Origin of the sequence: Lactiplantibacillus plantarum, assembly GCF_014131735.1 — a bacterium.
In the GTDB taxonomy this organism is placed as follows: Bacteria; Bacillota; Bacilli; order Lactobacillales; family Lactobacillaceae; genus Lactiplantibacillus; species Lactiplantibacillus plantarum.
In genome coordinates, this window is the sequence record NZ_CP039121.1 from 1267805 (window position 1) to 1285448 (window position 17644).

Below are 17644 nucleotides of genomic sequence, written 5' to 3' on the forward strand. Positions count from 1 at the left end.
TATGTATTATTTCTTAAACGATAACATGCAATTTTCAAAATCAGGAATCGAACAGGCGGAAATCAACCGACTGACTTTATTCAAGAAGCACCATGTGGCCGCTAAAATCGTGACCCGCGTATTCGCAATGAATTTGCACGATGTGCTTGAAGGGGCCAACATTGCCGATGCTGATTTTGTTAATCTTTTTGACTTCTTTTGTGGTAGTCAGTCGGTCAAGCGTCAAAGGTTTGATTTGGCCGACTTTGAAGTGCCAGCCGATGCTATCAAGACCCGAAAGGATAATCAGATTCAAGTCATGGAACGTGGTAAGTTAATCATGATTATTTACCTTCGGGCCGGTACGGAAGCCGTTTTCAAGCAGTGGCAAGCATTGTTAGATTACTTTAAGCCTGCTAAGGTCACGGCTTAAGTAGATTTGACGGCAAGGGAGGGCGCAAAATGTTAATGATTATGACCATTTATGGGACCGTTAAGATGTTTACCCGAATGATCGTGTACTGTGGCATCGGTGGTCTTGTCCTAATTGTTCGTCACCATAATCGTAAGAAGCGGCGTAACGAGATGGACGAGGGAACTAAGCGGATCATGCGTAATACCCCTAAGGATGAGAACGGTAAGTATCCGTGGGAGAAGTAAGGTACCATTGGTTTTTAAGTTAAGTATCTAATTGAAAAGACCTGTCAGACGAAGCTAATCGTCTGACAGGTCTTTTCGGCTAATTTATCGTTAAATTAACGTTTCTGAATGGCCAACAAATATGGCGGCACATGGACTTGATTAATAAACTGATATTGTAGGACTTGGAATTGATGCTGGTCTAAATTCGTTACGTAATCCAAAACGGCTTGTGCTTCTGTCGCACCACCGGGATGACCAGCATAGACTAGCAGGATAATGAGTCCGTTGGTGACGAGGCGTTCCTGAATGGCTTTTATGGCCGTTAACGTTGTCGTTGGTTTCGTAATAATTTGTTTATCGCCACCTGGTAAATAGCCCAGGTTAAAGACGGCACACTTGATAGGTTGATCAGCGGCAATCTTATCTGCGATGTGTTCATGGCCCGTTTGCCACAGAGTGACTTGATGGGTGAGCGCTGCTTTATCTAAGGCAGTTGTCGTCGCTTCAATGGCCGCTGATTGAATGTCGAACCCGTCGACGTGACCAGTAGTCCCGACCAGATTGGCGAGGTAGACGGTATCATGGCCGTTGCCAACCGTCGCGTCAATCACGTGGTCACCGGGATTGACGACTTGGTTCATTAGCGCGTGGCTATAAGCTAATGCCGAACTGAGTTGAATGAGTGTTACCCCCTTGTTGAATTCATGAATTAGGGCCGCAATCGAAGCGGTCCGTGCCGATAACGCATACTAAAACGCGCACTTATATATAGTAAAACACTTCCAAGTAAAAGGCCACCGATTGTATCGCTGGGATAGTGGACGCCCACGATGACCCGGCTGATCATCATTAACAAGATGGCCGTTATGCCGAGGGCAGTGAGCCAGCCAGTCAAGGCATTGCGGTGCCAGTAGTCAAATGCCAACACGAGCAGACTACCGATAAGGACGGTCGTTGTTGTTGAGTGCCCGCTGGGGTAACTATACCCCCCAATTTGGACAAGTCGCCAAGCGGTTGGCCGTGGCCGCATGATGACCTGTTTGATGAGATAATTACCGTAGCCGGCAATCAGCCAGGTGGTGACCCAAAAGAAGACTGCGCCGCGTGGGTTATGGCCCAGCCAGAGTGCCAGGCCGATAATTAACGTGATTATGGTGATGGTGTGGGGATTGCCAAGCTGCGTATACGTGACCATCGCGTGTTGAAACCACTGGGGACTATGATGCCAAAAATTAGCAACCGTGGTGTCAAAGTGTGTTAACCAAGGCGCCCGTTGCCATACCGCGGCCGTCCAGCCTAACCATCCTATAAATATAAGTAGAATCAAACTGTCCGAACGTTGCCAGGATCGTTGCTTCAATACTGATTCCTCCGATAAATAAATTATTGCCATTATTATAGCATTTTTATCAGGGGTCCGATTAATGCCGATGATAAAATTTATCGCCAGCGGGGCTTGGGCCCTTGAAAAAAACGTGCTGGTTTGCTACTATGAAAACAATAACTTTACGACTCTGAGAAGGAATAGTAGTGGCTGGTGTTTTGCAGAAACTCCGTGGTAGTTGCAAACGGGGATTCACCAATCATGAACTCACCTTCGAGTCTTCCGGCTGAACAAGATTGTAGGTACGGACGTGGTTTCGCGTTAAGATTCCCAAGAGGCCACGGTAACGTGGAATCATAGGTGGTACCGCGGAACCCGTTTTCGTCCTATAAGCTTAATTGGCTTATAGGATTTTTTTGTTTTTTAACCGCTTTTACTGAGTTGAAGCATGAAAATGCCATCTTGAATAGTCAGTTGGAAAGTCGCAATGCTAGCTTTTACATACAAGGCAGCAAGAAAGGGGCACTACTATGGCATACAACCATAAAGTCATTGAACGCAAATGGCAACATTATTGGAAGGAAAACAAAACCTTCAAAACATTAGATACGACGGATAAGAAGAAGTATTACGCCTTAGACATGTTCCCATACCCATCTGGTCAAGGATTACACGTTGGACATCCTGAAGGGTATACGGCCACGGATATTATGTCACGGTTCAAGCGGATGCAAGGGTACAATGTCTTACATCCAATGGGTTGGGACGCATTCGGTTTACCCGCTGAACAATATGCGCTCAAGACGGGGCATAACCCGAAGGACTTTACGGCCAAGAACATCAAAAACTTCAAACGTCAGATTCGGTCATTAGGTTTTTCATATGACTGGGACCGTGAAGTGAATACGACTGATCCAAGTTACTACAAGTGGACGCAGTGGATCTTTGAACAGCTCTATAAGAAGGGCTTGGCTTACGAATCTGAAACGTTGGTCAACTGGGCTCCTGATATGATGGGTGGAACGGTTGTTTCTAATGAAGAAGTGGTTGATGGTAAGACGGAACGCGGTGGCTATGATGTTTACCGGGTGCCAATGAAGCAATGGAGCCTCAAAATCACGGCCTATGCGGACCGGTTGATTGATGACCTGGACGATATTGATTGGCCAGAAAACATCAAAGAGCAACAACGTAACTGGATTGGCCGCTCAGTTGGCGCATCCATTCGTTTCAAGGTTGCTGGTCAACCTGACGATACCGAGATTGAAGTGTTCTCAACGCGGCCAGACACGCTGTTTGGCGCAAGTTACATGGTCTTGGCACCTGAACACGACTTAGTTGAACAATTGACGACACCCGAACAAGCGGACGCTATCAAAGCATACAAAGCTAAAATCGCCAGCAAGTCAGACCTTGAACGGACTGATTTGAATAAGGACAAGACCGGGGTCTTCACTGGTAGCTACGGCATCAACCCGGTTAATGGTGAAAAACTGCCAATCTGGATTGCCGATTATGTTCTGGCTTCATATGGAACTGGGGCCATCATGGCAGTGCCTGCTCATGATGATCGGGACTTTGAATTTGCACAAAAATTTGATTTGCCAATCAAACCTGTCATTGCGGGTGATAATGATTATGACCAACAAGCTTACACTGGCGACGGGGAACACATCAACTCAGGTTTTGTTGACGGTTTAGCTAAGCAACCAGCTATTGATAAGATGATTGACTGGTTAGGTGAACACCATGCCGGTGAAAAGAAGGTCAACTATCGGTTACGTGATTGGATCTTCTCACGGCAACGGTACTGGGGCGAACCGATTCCAGTTATTCACTGGGAAGACGGCGAAACGACGTTGGTTCCTGAAGATGAACTACCATTGCGGTTACCAGCAACTAAGAACCTGGAACCATCAGGAACTGGTGAAAGCCCGTTAGCGAATATCGACGACTGGGTAAATGTCGTCGATGAAAACGGTCGTAAGGGGAAGCGTGAAACCAACACGATGCCACAATGGGCCGGGAGTTCATGGTACTTCTTGCGTTACGTTGATCCGCACAACCGTGAAGCTTTGGCCGATTATGACAAGTTGAAGTACTGGTCACCCGTTGACTTATACGTGGGCGGTGCAGAACACGCGGTCTTACATCTGCTTTACGCACGTTTCTGGCACAAGTTCTTATATGACTTAGGCGTTGTGCCAACCAAGGAGCCATTCCAGAAGTTAGTTAACCAAGGGATGATTTTGGGTGATAATCACGAAAAGATGTCTAAGTCGCGGGGGAACGTGGTTAACCCCGATGATATTGTTGACCAATATGGTGCCGATACGTTGCGGTTATACGAAATGTTCATGGGACCATTGGAAGCTTCGATTCCGTGGAGTACCGATGGGTTACATGGTGCCAATAAGTGGATCGAACGGGTTTGGCGCTTAATGATCGATGAAAACAATCGTGTTCGCGATCGAATCACGACTATCAATGATGGTAAGTTGACGAAAATCTACAACGAAACCGTTAAGAAAGTCACGGAAGACTATGAAGCTATGCGCTTTAACATTGCGATTTCACAAATGATGGTCTTCGTAAACGAAGCATACAAGGTCGACGATTTACCAATCATTTATATCGAAGGCTTTGTGAAGTTACTGTCACCGATTGCACCACATTTGTCGGAAGAACTATGGTCATTATTAGGCCATGATGACACGATCACCTACGCCACTTGGCCAACGTATGACGAATCTAAGTTAGTAGAAGACACGGTCCAAATCGTGCTTCAAGTTAATGGTAAGGTTCGCTCGCACGCCGAAGTCGCTAAGGATATGGGCAAGGATGAACTTGAAAAACTAGCCCTGGCGGATGAAAAAATCCAGGAATTTACGGCCGGCAAGACAGTTCGTAAAGTGATTGCCATTCCTGGTAAACTGGTTAACGTGGTTGCCAACTAAGTACCACGACCAGTATCAACTTAAATGAATATCGCTTAAATTAATCGTGATGGTGACTGACAATTGTTGGTTGCTATCACGATTTTTTAACTACTCACAGAACTAATTAGTGCGGTTACGATTGATTTGGTTAAGTGAATAAAGATTCTGAGGACGTTCTGGTTCGGTTTGGGAGACAAATCACACGTGTTTTTGGTGGGCAGAGTGTGTGCAACCACCTATGCTTAACTTAAAACTAGCAGTAACGTGGTTTAATCAGCGGAAATGGATATCATGGCGGCACTCTGCTGTAATCGAATTTGAGACCGCATCGTGGCCGCTGGTAAAGCGTACGGATTGGCCTTTTTTCTGTATCAGCCATAGGGTATCGGACGGCGGTACGGTTCGCCAATAGCTGGTGCAGTTGTCAAGACCTTATCATTAAAGTTCGGTTAAACTCACGCATAAGGCCGGAATTGAATTGCAACTTGTTTGTTTTTCATCTAAAATGATTAGGATTGAATTAAGAAAGTGGGTTACGAACATGTCTGAGGAATCAAAAGCTAATCAGCCCCAGAATGCACACGTGAATTCTGAAGCCGAAGCGCACCAGAAGATGGTGCGCGGGTCGGCTTGGATGACGGCTGGGAGTCTCTTTTCACGGGTGCTCGGGGCGATTTATATTATCCCGTGGGTTATCTGGATGGGCGCTGATTATACGCAAGGTAACGCGCTTTATGCCAAGGGATATAATATTTATAGTTTTTTCCTGCTAATTGCGATCGGGGGAATTCCGTCCGCAATTTCTAAACAACTTTCCGAATATAATGCGATGAATGAATATGCCGTTGGACAGCGCTTATTCAAGCGGGGCTTGTTGTTGACGTCAGCCTTTGGGATTATTGGTGCCATTATTTTATGGTTTGGTGCTGGCTTGATTTCAACAGCTTTTGGGGGCTATGATGCCAATCTGATTCCCGTCTTGCATGCGTTGGCTATTGCCTTGGTGATTCTGCCATCGATGTCTTTGACCCGGGGATTCTTCCAAGGGTATCAACAGATGGCGCCGTCCGCAATCTCACAGTTCGTGGAACAAGTTTTTCGGGTCATCTATATGTTGGGTGCGACGTATTTCATCATGCGCGTCGCTCACGGCGATTGGGTGAATGCCGTGACCCAATCGACATTCGCAGCATTCGTCGGGGCGGCTGCCAGCTTCTTATTACTCGGTTGGTATTATTTCCGCAAACGGCCCGAGCTAAATGCCTTAGCTGCTCAGAGTGAGAACAAACTAGTTATTCCAGTCTGGCAATTGTTCCGCGATATTATTATTCAGGCGATTCCATTTATTGTGATCGATACCGCGACGACAGTCTTCAACCTGTTGGATCAAGCAACGTTCCAACCGATGATGCGGCTGGTTTACCATTTGGGTACTAAGCAGATCGATACGTTGTATGCTTACTTTGCATTTAATGCGAACAAATTGGTGATGATCATTGTGTCATTGGCGTCTGCGATTGCCGTGACGGTCGTGCCGATTTTATCTGAATCATTGGCCAGTCATAATATGCGTAATATTCGTAAACAATTGGAAGATTCGATTATTTTATTCCTATTTATCATGATTCCCGGAGCGCTGGGGATGGCCGCAGTGGCACAACCACTTAACACGCTCTTTTATAGTTATGATCAAATTGGGACCTTGATTCTGCAGATCTCAGCATTTACCGCGATTGCTTTAGGCTTTTTTACGGTGATTTCGGCGCTGATGCAAGGCCTATCACGCAACCGCGATATTATTCGCTATTACTTGATCGGCTTACTGGTCAAAATCGTGATTCAGTTACCATGTATCTATTTCCTATCAACGGCGGGGCCCCTGGTTGCGACCGCGATTGGGATGATGGTTGCGAGTCTGATGGCGATGTATGATTTGGAAGTCAACTTTGGAATTCGGTACGTGAAGTTATTACCAAAAATCAATCGAATTTTAGTTTATTCGATTTTAACGTACGTCACGGCACGATTAGTTGTTTATGGGCTGAACTTTGTGTTGAATGAGCACAGTAAGACGCAATCGTTCTTGATCGTGGCCCTAGCAGTTATCGCTGGTGGTGCGGTTTACGTTTACTTAGCACTCCGTTCACGGATGGCTGATTTGATGATTGGAACGAAAGCTGCTGGGTTACGACGGAAATTACGGATTAAATAGGTGAATTATGCGAGTAGATAAATTTTTACATGCGATGCGAATTGGCACGCGGACTCAAGTACGTCGTCTGATTAAAGATGGTCATATCACTGCCAATGGTGAGCCAGTAATCTCTGGCAAACAACAGATTAACCCTGGCAGTGATACCGTCTTTTTAGATGACGTGCAGGTCCGTTACCAACAATACTTCTATTATGTGATGAATAAGCCAGTCGGGGTCATCACGGCAACGACGGATTCCGCTGCGAAAACGGTGATGGACCTGTTCAATACGACGGATTTTCGTGACGATCTATTTCCCGTGGGTCGTCTCGATAAAGATACTGAGGGAATCTTGGTCATTACGAACGATGGGGCCCTATCGCACGACCTATTGTCGCCGAACCACCATGTTACGAAGGTCTATGAGGCTGAAGTAACGGGGGAAATCACTGCAGCTCAATTGGCTAATTTTAATGATGGGATCACGTTAAAGGACGGGACTGAATTGCAACCGGCTCAGGCTGAGATTGTTCAATTCCATGAAATCGAGAACTTTACCACGATTCGAATCATGATCCATGAAGGCAAGTATCACCAAGTTAAGCGGATGGTCGGAACGTTAGGTGAACGGGTCGTCGGGTTACGGCGAATCAAGTTTGGTTCGTTAACGCTACCCGTTGGCTTATTAGCGGGGAACTATCGTGCGCTGACTGATGACGAACTAACAGCGTTGAAGGCGGATGCGAACCAACCCGTAGGCGAATAGTGCGTGTTACGAATTCGGCCACTCTGGTTTAAACTAAATCATTAAGCCCCAACTAACTATGAATTCAAGCATGGTTAGTTGAGGCTTTTTTAGCATAATGTCGTTGGCTTGTTCGTGTTCATTATGGTCCAGCTAGCTAAGGGCGTTCAATCTGACTAAAGCGGTGCATGTAAGTCGGAATGCGGGTACTGATTTGATGCGGCAAGACGACATACCGCGTTGCAGCGAGGTCATCGGCAATGGCACTGTGCAAGTAGACCGCGCTGAGAACGGCATCGGTGAAATTATGAAATTGACTTACGAAGCCACCAATCATACCAGCCAACGTGTCACCCATGCCGCCGGTCGCCATGGCCGAAGTGCCACCGGGGTTGAACCAGACTCGTTCGTCAGTGTAGACGGTCGTGCGATGAGCTTTGACCACGGCCATAACACCTAACCGTTGTTGCGCGTCATGATTGGCAGTTGGGGTTTGATCTTTGATCGCGATGCCGCTAAGTCGTTGCCATTCCATTTGGTGTGGCGTGACCACAATGTCCGTGGCGGGTAAGGGGCGGGCCTGCTGTGCAAGCAAGGTTAGCGCCGAACCATCGATGACCAATCGTTGTGGGACGTGCGTCGCGGCGAGAACGGCGGTCAGTAACTGATCAGCGATGGTATCTGTTCCAAGGCCTGGACCGATGACGATAACGTCCATTCCTGCTAGCAGGTTTAATAAGGTGTCCGTTTGATGATAGTCAATGACCATGGCTTCGGGTAGCCGAGCATGTAGACTCGTGAAATTAGACGGGTCGGTAGCGACCGTCACCAGACCGGCACCACTATATGTTGCGGCCGTTGCGGCCATGATGATAGCACCACCAAAATTTTGATTACCCCCAATCAGCATGATTCGGCCGTAATTGCCTTTGTGAGAATCAGCCGGTCGTTTGATAATCGTTCGGCTAACAATTTCAGTTGTAATAGGTTGCATAAAATGACCAGCTTTCTAAGTTAATTTACTTTGAGTATACCATTTTCCAAAAGCGGTTACTTACGATTATTAAGTTGACGACAGCTATGATAAAATTGAGGTAACAATATGTGGGAGGAATTTAACATGTCAGTTGATTGGAAAAATGAAGCAACTAAGCATCAAGATGATTATTTAGCAGATTTAACCACCATGCTCCGCGTACCGAGCTTTCGTGACGATAGCCAGGCGACGGATGATGCACCCTTAGGCCCTGGTCCTAAGCAAGCGTTAACCACGTTTTTAGCGATTGCGGAACGCGATGGCTTTAAGACCAAGAACATTGATAACTTGGTCGGTTATGCTGAAATTGGTGAGGGGGATGAAACCTTGGCAATTTTAGCCCATGTGGATGAAATGCCTGCTGGTAACGGCTGGGATACGGACCCCTTCGAACCAACCATCAAGGATGGCAAGATGTATGCCCGCGGCGTTTCCGACGATAAAGGCCCGGGAATGGCGGCCTACTATGGCTTAAAGATTGTCAAAGAACTTGGCTTGAAGCTCAATAAGAAGATTCGCTTTATCGTTGGGACAGATGAGGAAAGTAATTGGACTGGAATGAAACGCTACTTTGAAGTTGAACCAGCGCCAACCTTGGGCTTCTCTCCAGATGCCATGTTCCCGTTGATCAATGGTGAAAAGGGAAATGTGAGTCTGCAATTACACTTCGGTCATGAAGATAATGGCGACTTTAACCTTGTTTCTTTTGATTCTGGCTTGCGTGAAAATATGGTGCCGCGTGATGCCGAAGCCGTGGTCGCGACGGATGACAACGAGCAGTTGGCGGCCGACTTCACAGCGTTTCTGGACCAGCAACCAGTAACTGGTGAATTAACGGTCGTTCCTGAAGGCGTTAAGCTGGAAGTTGTTGGAAAGGCCGCCCATGGGATGGAACCACGTAACGGGATCAATGCCGGAACCTACCTTGCAACGTTCTTGACTAACTATGCCTTTGCTGATGATGCCGCTGCTTTCTTAGACTTCGTGGCTAATAAGCTACACGATGATTCACGGGCGAACCAGTTAGGCTTAGCTTACAAGGATGACGTTATGGGTGATTTGACGATGAATGTCGGGTTACTCAGCTTCGACCATCAAAAGGGTGGTGCGTTAACGTTGAACTTCCGTTATCCGAAGGGAATCGAACCTGCTGATTTAACGGCGAAAGTCCAAGCACAGTTACCAGCTGGTGCCACGGTCACGCAGGGTGACTTCATGGTGCCACATTACGTTGACCCTGAAGACCCGATCGTCAAGGATTTGATGGACGTTTACCGGCGTCAAACTGGTGACACGGCCTCACAACCACAAATTGTTGGTGGTGGGACTTATGGCCGGATGATGGCTCGTGGGGTTGCCTTTGGGGCACTCTTCCCAGATACCGAAGATACGATGCACCAAGCCAATGAATTCCAACCAATTGACGAATTAATGGCTGCAATGGCGATTTACGCTGAATCAATTGCCGTGTTAGCAACCGACAAATAGTGATCCTTTAATGGAGGGTGATGGTTATGACGATGGTTAAACGCATTTTAGTCGGCATCGATACGAGTCCTCAGTCCCAATTAGCTTTAACGAAAGCAATTAAGATCGCGGTCGAGCAAAATGCCGCTTTGGATATTGTGACGGTCATTAATACTGAGAAATTTATTGGTGTGACTCAAGGGCCGATGGGTTTTGGCGCAACGACACCGCAGGCATTGAACGAATTGACGGCCGGTCTTAAAGCGAATCTCGCTAAGGCTCGCCAACAAGCGATGGCCGCGGGTGTCAGCGATGTGCGGGTTCACTTACATTCAGGTAATTCGAAGTTATTGTTAGCGACGACTTTACCAGACCGCTATGGCACTGACTTGATCGTTGTTGGGGCCACAGGTCTTAACAACGTGGCACGGGTGTTAATTGGCTCTAATGCTGCTTATGTGATTCGCAATGCTACCTGTGACACGTTGGTGGTGCGCACAGATGCTGATCAACAGCCAGTCAAACTGCCAAAGCATACCACTCGTCGGCTTTAATTGAAATTTTTAGGACATCCGATAGTGTGTCCAGATAAACATTTGAGCGGCTTTTTCAAGCTCGATATCGGACACAGAGAAAACCGACTCAAGGTGGACCGTTATCATCCATGACAGATTAACTGGTAGGACACAGACTAAATAGTTGTTTCGAGAATGTACAAATTCTCGAAACAACTATTTTTTATTCACTCCGAATTTGTTGGTGGGGCGCTGTTTATGAAAAAAATACATAACCCATACGTTATTTTTACATTATGCCAACATTCCCGATACGTTGGTCTGGCATGATTAAAGAGTAATCTAATAAATTACAAATAAAAGGTCGAGGGGATATGAATATGGGAATTACCTTGCAGAACATCACAAAGACGTATGATAAGGCGAAACAGCCAGTTTTAAACGATGTAAATGCCGAGATTCAAGACGGAGAGTTATTCGTGATTGTTGGGCCATCCGGTTGTGGTAAAAGTACGCTGCTGCGGATGATTGCCGGTATTATTCCAATTACTAGTGGAAAGCTGGCCATCAATGGTCAGATCATGAATGCAGTCCCACCAAAAGATCGAAAGCTGTCAATGGTTTTTCAAAGTTATGCCTTGTACCCTTTTTTGGACGTGGCTGCCAACGTTGCGTTTGGTTTACAAGCACGAAAAATGCCGGCCGCGGAAGTCGAGCGTCGGGTCAATGCCGCGTTGAAGATGGTCAATTTGACGGCTTATCGTGACCGCAAGCCGCGCGAACTATCTGGTGGTCAACGGCAACGAGTGGCTTTGGCTCGGGCGATTGCCAGTGATGCTAAGGTTTGCCTGATGGACGAACCGTTATCAAACCTTGATGCGCAACTACGCGTGCAAATGCGGACCGAAATTCGCGAACTGCAACGTAAGCTCGGATTGACATTGATTTATGTCACCCATGACCAAACTGAAGCGATGACCATGGCCGATCACGTAATGGTGTTAAATGAGCGTCACGTGCAGCAGATTGATACACCGTTAGATATTTATAATCATCCTGCTAATCATTTCGTCGCTGAATTTTTCGGTACGCCACAGATTAATTTACTGCCAGTGGTGACGAAAACCGCTCGTAATTTACACGTCGCGGAGGGCTTTCAGATTGCGCTTAACCAACCATTAAACGCGGGGAGCTATACGATTGGTATCCGACCTAATCAGCTAAACGCAGTACCAGTTACTGATGAGCGCGGTAATGGCAAGGTTACGAATGTCGAGACACTGGGCGAGATGACGATTATCGAAGTGCAGGCTGATAACGGGACGGCATTGCGAATTGCACAATCTGGTCAGGTCCAATTACCACTTGAGCAGCGGGTGAATGTAACCGTTAATGGTAAGATCTTCATTTTTGATGAGCACGAACAATTGATTGCTGAAGAGGAGGGTGTTACTAGTGATCAACTCGTTTCCGTCGATTAAGCGACGCCTTAAGCCGAAACAATCGCCAGATGCGCATGACCAAGCAACTGTGCAGACCGACAGTTTTGAATTAAAGCGTAATGATAAATATTATGCTTGGCTATTTCTTGGGCCCTCAATACTCGCCCTCAGTGTTTTTGTTTTCTATCCAATGTTACGCACCTTGTATCTAAGCTTTTTCTTGACTAATAGTCTTGGTGAACCAACCGTCTTTGTTGGTTTGCAAAATTACCTTAATTTGCTGACGACTAAGAGTTATCTTGCTAGTCTGCAAGCCACTGGAATCTATGTCGTGGGTGTGACGGTGTTCACGTTAATTGGAGGGTTACTGTTAGCGGCCGCTGCCAATCAAAGGGTTCGGGGTATCGAGCTATTTCGAACTATGTTTACCTCGACTATGGGAGTGTCTGTCTCGGTCTCCGCAATTTTCTGGTTATTCATGTTTAATCCATCCGTGGGCTTGTTGAATAAGGTGGCCATCTGGATGCACTTACCGGCAATTAATTGGTTAACGGAGCCACACTGGGCCATGGTGGCGATTATTATGACGAGCGTTTGGATGCACCTCGGATTTACTTTTCTGATCTTTTTTGGGGCATTGCAAGTTGTGCCTAAAACCTTATATGATGCGGCCGATGTGGCGGGGACCAGTCGGCGTTATCAGTTCATCCATATCACGTTGCCAATGATTTCCCCCACACTCTTCTTTGCGGCGGTGATTACGTTGATCTCAGCGTTCAAGAGTTTCGGATTGATTGACTTGATGACTGCGGGTGGGCCTACGAACGCCACCAACTTATTAGTTTACCGTATTTATCGGGATGCCTTCGTTGATGGTAACTATGCGCTTGCTAGCACGGAATCGATCATACTAGCAATCATTATTGCAGCGATTACGGTAATCCAATTCAAACTTTTAGCAAAGCGGGTGCATTACTAATGGAAAATACAATGGCTACTCAAGCCCTGATTCGACATCGAATCGGTATCGGATTCCGGTACTTGTTATTAATTACATTAACGTTAGTCATTATTTTACCGTTTGTTTTAGGGTTGTGGACCAGCTTTTTACCAACGACGACTATTGCGAAAGGATCACTGAGCGGAACCCTTTCTTGGCAGAACTATCAGGATGCGTTTACCAAAACACCCATTCTTCGCTACTTATTTAACAGTTTAGTGATTTCGATCATTCAGATGATTGCTCATCTGTTTTTTGCATCAATTGCCGCCTACGCCTTTGTGTTTTTAGAATTTAAGTATCGGGATGCGTTGTTCTACTTGGTCTTGGCAACTATGATGCTACCATTTGAAGCTGAAGTGATTCCGAACTTTCACACGGTCCGTGCGATGCACTTGTTGAATCACTATGCGGTGATGGTTATCCCGTTCTTAACTTCGGCCTTTGGTATCTTCATGTTACGTCAAGCCTTTCTGCAAATTCCACGAGACTTAAAGGAAGCCGCTGATGTTGATGGTCTCTCACACTGGCAATTTTACTGTCGCGTTGCCTTACCATACTCACGGATTAGTTTATTGACGCTAGCTGCTTACAGCTTTTTAGGAAGCTGGAACCAATATTTATGGCCAATGCTGACCACGTTTTCAAATCGGCTACGTCCGGTCCAAGATGGATTGCGGCAATTGCATTCGGAGGAAACCGCTACGAATTGGGGACTCGTTCAGGCGAGTGCCGCCATCGTGGTGATTCCAACATTGATTGTCCTTTTCTGGGGGCAACACTACTTTAAATCTGGATTGAATGAAGGTTCGGTGAAATGATGAAGATAACGCGAAAGTGGCAGTGGCTAGCCGGTATGATGGTTGTCCTCTTGGTAGTGGGTGGGGTCGCTTATAGTCGGACCCGTGTCCATGCGGATAGTAGTCGCATTAAAGTGGTGTTTTGGCATGAGATGAAAGGTCCTGGTCAACAAGCGATTGACGCCTACGTTAAAGCGTTTAATCACCAACAGTCCAAGTATGAAGTTGTAGCCGAGTTTGAGGGTGGCTATAATGGCGTCATTCAAAAAATCTTGAATACGCATGGGACGGCCGCGTCACCAGCGCTATTTCAATCGATGGATATTTCCACCAGTCAGATGTATCACAGTGGTTTCACGACACCGATGCAGAAATTTATTGACCGTGACCATTACGATGCTGATCAAATCATTCCGGGCGCCAAGGCGATCGTGATGCGCGACAATCAATTGCTAGCAATGCCGTTTAATGCATCGCAAACGGCGCTTTATTATAATAAGAGGGTCTTGCGTCAGTACGGGATTACGCCGCCACCAGTGGATCCGACTTACGATGATATCACGCGAGTCGCTAAGGCCATCCACGACAAATCCCACGGCAAAGTCAAGGGAATGACAATGGAGGCCTATTCGTGGCTATTCGAGCAGCTAGTCGCTAACGCAGGTGTTCCCGTTGCCAATCATGATAATGGTCATACTGGCAATGCGACTAAGGTCGACTTTACGAGTCCCGCGGCGATCAATGCGATGAAGTGGGTTAAAGAAAATATTGACTATGGTGACTTTATGAACTTTGGTTCGGGTGGTAATGCTGCTGCAAATGAAGCAGCTTCTTTCTTGGCAGGCCATTTGGGTATCTTCATGCAATCGTCCGCGAACACGGGTCAGTTGTATCAAGTGCTCAAAAATGATCTAGGTGTCACATATTTCCCACGGCCGAATGGTCAGAGAGCCAACGGAATCGCAGTTGGTGGGGCGGCACTTTGGATTGCGAACGATAAACCAAGCGCGGTCCAAGATGGCGCGTGGGAATTCACTAAGTTTCTCGCTAGCGCACAGACGCAAGCCGATTGGCAAGCCAAGACTGGTTATTTAGCCGTTAATAAGGGGGCTAAGGACGAGCCAACGCTGAAAAAACTATTCAAGAAGTCGCCGGTCCTAGAAGTTTCTGGTAATCAGATGCTACGAACGAAGCCTAATAATACGAACTCAGGTGTCTTTGTCGATGGTTGGGTTCCCGCACGGACGGCGATTCAAACGGCGATGCAGCAGATTTTTGCAGGCCAAGATATTCGACAATCGTTGCAAACGGCTGAAAATACGTACAATAAAGTGTTAGAATCAAATAACCGTGCAAACGGTCGTCATTAATTGGAAAGAGTTGAAGAATTGTGCCAAATATGTCGTTGATTTATGGTCATCGGGGCGTTCCCGTTAAGTTTCCTGAGAATTCGCTAGCTGGGTTTGCGTATGCCATCAGTCATCATATCGATGGCTTAGAGTTTGACGTCCATCTTACCCAGGATCAAATACCAGTGATTATGCATGACGAACGAATCGATCGAACTACTAATGGGCAAGGGGCTATTGCGGATCTGACCTTCGAACAGTTGCGTAGATTTGAATTAGCAAATGGAGAGCCCGTCCCATCCTTACAAGAATTTTTAAACTTAGTGAGTGGGGAGCCCGTTCACTTGAACCTTGAGTTGAAGACTGATCGACACTATTATCTTGATATCGAGCGGATTGTGCTACGGATGGTCCGGCAGACTGACTTAATTTATCCGGTCGTTTTTTCGTCGTTTAATCTGAAGAGCTTACAGCGGGCCTACGCCATTGATGCCAGCCAGAAATATGCTTTTTTGACTTCAGCGCGTCTGGGTAATCCGGATGAGTTTGCGACTCACGAACACTTAGAAGGGGTGCATCTTGAACACTATCAACCTGTACACCATGTTGCTGAACGGGTTTGGACAGTGGATGAGCCAAGCGTAATGCAACAATTGTTCGCAGCCTCGGTCAATGCGGTGATTACCAATAACTTTGAGTTAGCCCAACAAGTCCGGGCAGCCATGTAATCGAGCGCAATTGTGCTAGTGCGGCATTCAAAGATTGTCGTTTGGTAATGCGACACTACCCGCGCTACCTAGTTAGCTGGTCGCGAGTCATTAAGAAGTTTCTGTATTGTTTGCTCGCTAGATTGTGCGCAATAAAAGCGCTAGTCCCGATAATGGGGACTGGCGCTTTTAGCATGATTAATTAAACTGTGGTTGGATTGCGAATCTTACCTAATTCAGAATCGATTTGAGCTAGCACTGCTTGTTGGTTAGCAGGTTTTTCCAAGTCGTACTGTTGTAAATCAATCTTCATTTTAGGGCTAGCATCGTATTCATCGTACCATTTCCGATAAGCGGTCCACATCTTATAGTAATAAGATTCCAGTTCAGGGTTGTGGTCGAACTGTTCGTAGTCGCGACCACGCTTCTTGATCCGGTAAAGAATCGTATCGAAGTCAGTTTCAGAGTAGACCATCAAGTCTGGTGCCTTCTTAGGCAGTTCAGTCAATTCGGTCATCATATTGTCTAGTAGTTGCAAGTAAACATTCAATTCAGTATCAGAGATGTTTCCTTCAGCGTTGTTTTCTTTGGTGAAGAGGGCATCTTCATAGATGGAGCGGTCGAGGACGTTGTTATCGTCGGCCAATGCCTTCTTGATCATTGCAAAACGTTTGTTGAGGAAATAGATTTGTAATAGGAACCCGTAATTCTTAGGATCCGAATAATAAAGTGGCAATACGGGGTTGTCGCCAACCGGTTCGTAAAATGCCTTAGTTCCAAGGTGGTCAGCAATTAACCCCGTTAACGTGGTTTTGCCGACCCCAATCATTCCTGCTGTTATTATCACCATGATAGCCCCTCTTTATAAAAAATTGCACAATATATTGTATCTCAAAAAAAGTTTTAATACCATATAGACTTTTAATGAAAAATTTGCTTGGGAGCTATTTTCATTTATTTTTTAGCCTGTTCCTTTAATAAATCACGAATTTCTTCTAGATATTGCGCGGAAACATCGACTTCTTCTTCCTCGGGTTCTTCTGGTTCATTTTTAACCACTTTATTAATAATTTTCACCAGAATGAAAACGACGATGGCGACGATGAAGAAATTAATGATGGCATTTAGAAAGGACCCGTACTTAAAAGTAGCATCACCGATACTGAACTTTAGATTGGATAAATCAACTTTGCCTAAGAAAATCCCAATCAGTGGATTAATTAAGTTGTCTGTCAACGATTTAACAATGGCCGTAAAAGCGGACCCAATAATAACCCCAACGGCCAAATCAATCACGTTACCGCGGGCAATAAATTCCTTGAATTCTTTGATCATGCGACTCGCACTCCTTTATTAATTGACTGTTAACAGTATAGCCAAAATCAAACGCTGACTCAATCAATATACCAATCTAATTTAACCGTAAGCTTGTCCCTAACTAAAGCATACCCATACTAATTTGAGGTGGTATCATGATTAGTTTTGTTTGGATAGTGACTTAATGT

Annotated in this window: 16 protein-coding genes, 1 pseudogene and 1 other annotated feature; of the genes and pseudogenes, 12 read left to right on the forward strand and 5 right to left on the reverse strand. The window is 46.0% G+C overall.

All coding sequences use genetic code 11. The features are described from left to right. Position 1: 1 nt before the first annotated feature. Positions 2–355: pseudogene (locus tag E5260_RS05800) on the forward strand (poly(glycerol-phosphate) alpha-glucosyltransferase); the annotation flags it as partial. 86 nt (positions 356–441) lie between these two features. Continuing rightward, positions 442–639, forward strand: a complete 198-nt coding sequence (locus tag E5260_RS05805) for a hypothetical protein (protein ID WP_003643183.1) — start codon at positions 442–444, stop codon at positions 637–639. A 95-nt stretch (positions 640–734) separates the two neighbouring features. Here the strand turns inward: E5260_RS05805 and E5260_RS05810 are convergent, their stop codons facing one another. Then, complete coding sequence (locus E5260_RS05810) at positions 735–1262, reverse strand: tRNA (mnm(5)s(2)U34)-methyltransferase (RefSeq protein ID WP_003643182.1); 528 nt, start codon at positions 1260–1262, stop codon at positions 735–737. Between the two features lie 68 nt (positions 1263–1330). Further along, positions 1331–2014: a phosphatase PAP2 family protein gene (locus E5260_RS05815; protein ID WP_003643181.1), complete on the reverse strand. Its 684-nt coding sequence runs from the start codon at positions 2012–2014 to the stop codon at positions 1331–1333. Positions 2015–2126: 112 nt separating this feature from the next. After that, positions 2127–2337 (forward strand) — a binding site (T-box leader). A gap of 138 nt (positions 2338–2475) precedes the next feature. Here E5260_RS05815 and leuS point away from each other — a divergent pair. From leuS to E5260_RS05830, 3 genes are all read left to right on the forward strand, one after another. Continuing rightward, positions 2476–4902 carry a leucine--tRNA ligase gene (leuS, locus tag E5260_RS05820; protein ID WP_003643180.1) on the forward strand — a complete coding sequence of 809 codons (2427 nt, stop codon included), beginning with the start codon at positions 2476–2478 and terminating at the stop codon, positions 4900–4902. 523 nt (positions 4903–5425) lie between these two features. Continuing rightward, positions 5426–7096, forward strand: a complete 1671-nt coding sequence (locus E5260_RS05825) for a putative polysaccharide biosynthesis protein (RefSeq protein WP_011101352.1) — start codon at positions 5426–5428, stop codon at positions 7094–7096. A gap of 7 nt (positions 7097–7103) precedes the next feature. Further along, complete coding sequence (locus E5260_RS05830; protein ID WP_003643178.1) at positions 7104–7844, forward strand: 16S rRNA pseudouridine(516) synthase; 741 nt, start codon at positions 7104–7106, stop codon at positions 7842–7844. Positions 7845–7980: 136 nt separating this feature from the next. Here the strand turns inward: E5260_RS05830 and E5260_RS05835 are convergent, their stop codons facing one another. Beyond that, positions 7981–8817: an NAD(P)H-hydrate dehydratase gene (locus E5260_RS05835; RefSeq protein ID WP_003643177.1), complete on the reverse strand. Its 837-nt coding sequence runs from the start codon at positions 8815–8817 to the stop codon at positions 7981–7983. 126 nt (positions 8818–8943) lie between these two features. Between E5260_RS05835 and pepV the strand changes: the two genes are divergently transcribed. The 7 genes from pepV (at position 8944) to E5260_RS05870 (ending at position 16160) form a co-directional block, all read left to right on the forward strand. Further along, positions 8944–10347, forward strand: coding sequence for a dipeptidase PepV (gene pepV, locus E5260_RS05840; RefSeq protein WP_003645262.1), 1404 nt, complete (start codon positions 8944–8946; stop codon positions 10345–10347). A 26-nt stretch (positions 10348–10373) separates the two neighbouring features. Next, positions 10374–10880: a universal stress protein gene (locus E5260_RS05845; protein WP_003644234.1), complete on the forward strand. Its 507-nt coding sequence runs from the start codon at positions 10374–10376 to the stop codon at positions 10878–10880. 341 nt (positions 10881–11221) lie between these two features. Then, positions 11222–12322 (forward strand): ABC transporter ATP-binding protein, encoded by a 1101-nt coding sequence (locus E5260_RS05850; protein ID WP_024971603.1) that lies wholly within the window; start codon positions 11222–11224, stop codon positions 12320–12322. Continuing rightward, the gene (locus E5260_RS05855) at positions 12297–13262 is read left to right on the forward strand and encodes a carbohydrate ABC transporter permease (RefSeq protein WP_003643173.1); all 966 of its coding nucleotides are present in this window, start codon (positions 12297–12299) and stop codon (positions 13260–13262) included. Before E5260_RS05850 ends, E5260_RS05855 begins: the two co-directional genes overlap by 26 nt. After that, positions 13262–14104, forward strand: coding sequence for a carbohydrate ABC transporter permease (locus E5260_RS05860; RefSeq protein WP_003643172.1), 843 nt, complete (start codon positions 13262–13264; stop codon positions 14102–14104). The genes E5260_RS05855 and E5260_RS05860 overlap by 1 nt, the downstream gene beginning before the upstream one ends. Continuing rightward, positions 14101–15453 carry an ABC transporter substrate-binding protein gene (locus E5260_RS05865; RefSeq protein WP_003643171.1) on the forward strand — a complete coding sequence of 451 codons (1353 nt, stop codon included), beginning with the start codon at positions 14101–14103 and terminating at the stop codon, positions 15451–15453. The genes E5260_RS05860 and E5260_RS05865 overlap by 4 nt, the downstream gene beginning before the upstream one ends. A 20-nt stretch (positions 15454–15473) precedes the next feature. Further along, entirely contained in the window at positions 15474–16160 is a 687-nt protein-coding gene (locus E5260_RS05870) for a glycerophosphodiester phosphodiesterase (protein WP_024971601.1), read from the forward strand. A 181-nt stretch (positions 16161–16341) separates the two neighbouring features. Here the strand turns inward: E5260_RS05870 and E5260_RS05875 are convergent, their stop codons facing one another. Next, positions 16342–16989 carry a deoxynucleoside kinase gene (locus E5260_RS05875; protein ID WP_003643169.1) on the reverse strand — a complete coding sequence of 216 codons (648 nt, stop codon included), beginning with the start codon at positions 16987–16989 and terminating at the stop codon, positions 16342–16344. Positions 16990–17093: 104 nt separating this feature from the next. Further along, a complete protein-coding gene (gene mscL, locus E5260_RS05880) occupies positions 17094–17474 on the reverse strand; it encodes a large-conductance mechanosensitive channel protein MscL (protein WP_003643168.1) in 381 nt (126 codons plus the stop codon). Positions 17475–17644 lie beyond the last annotated feature (170 nt).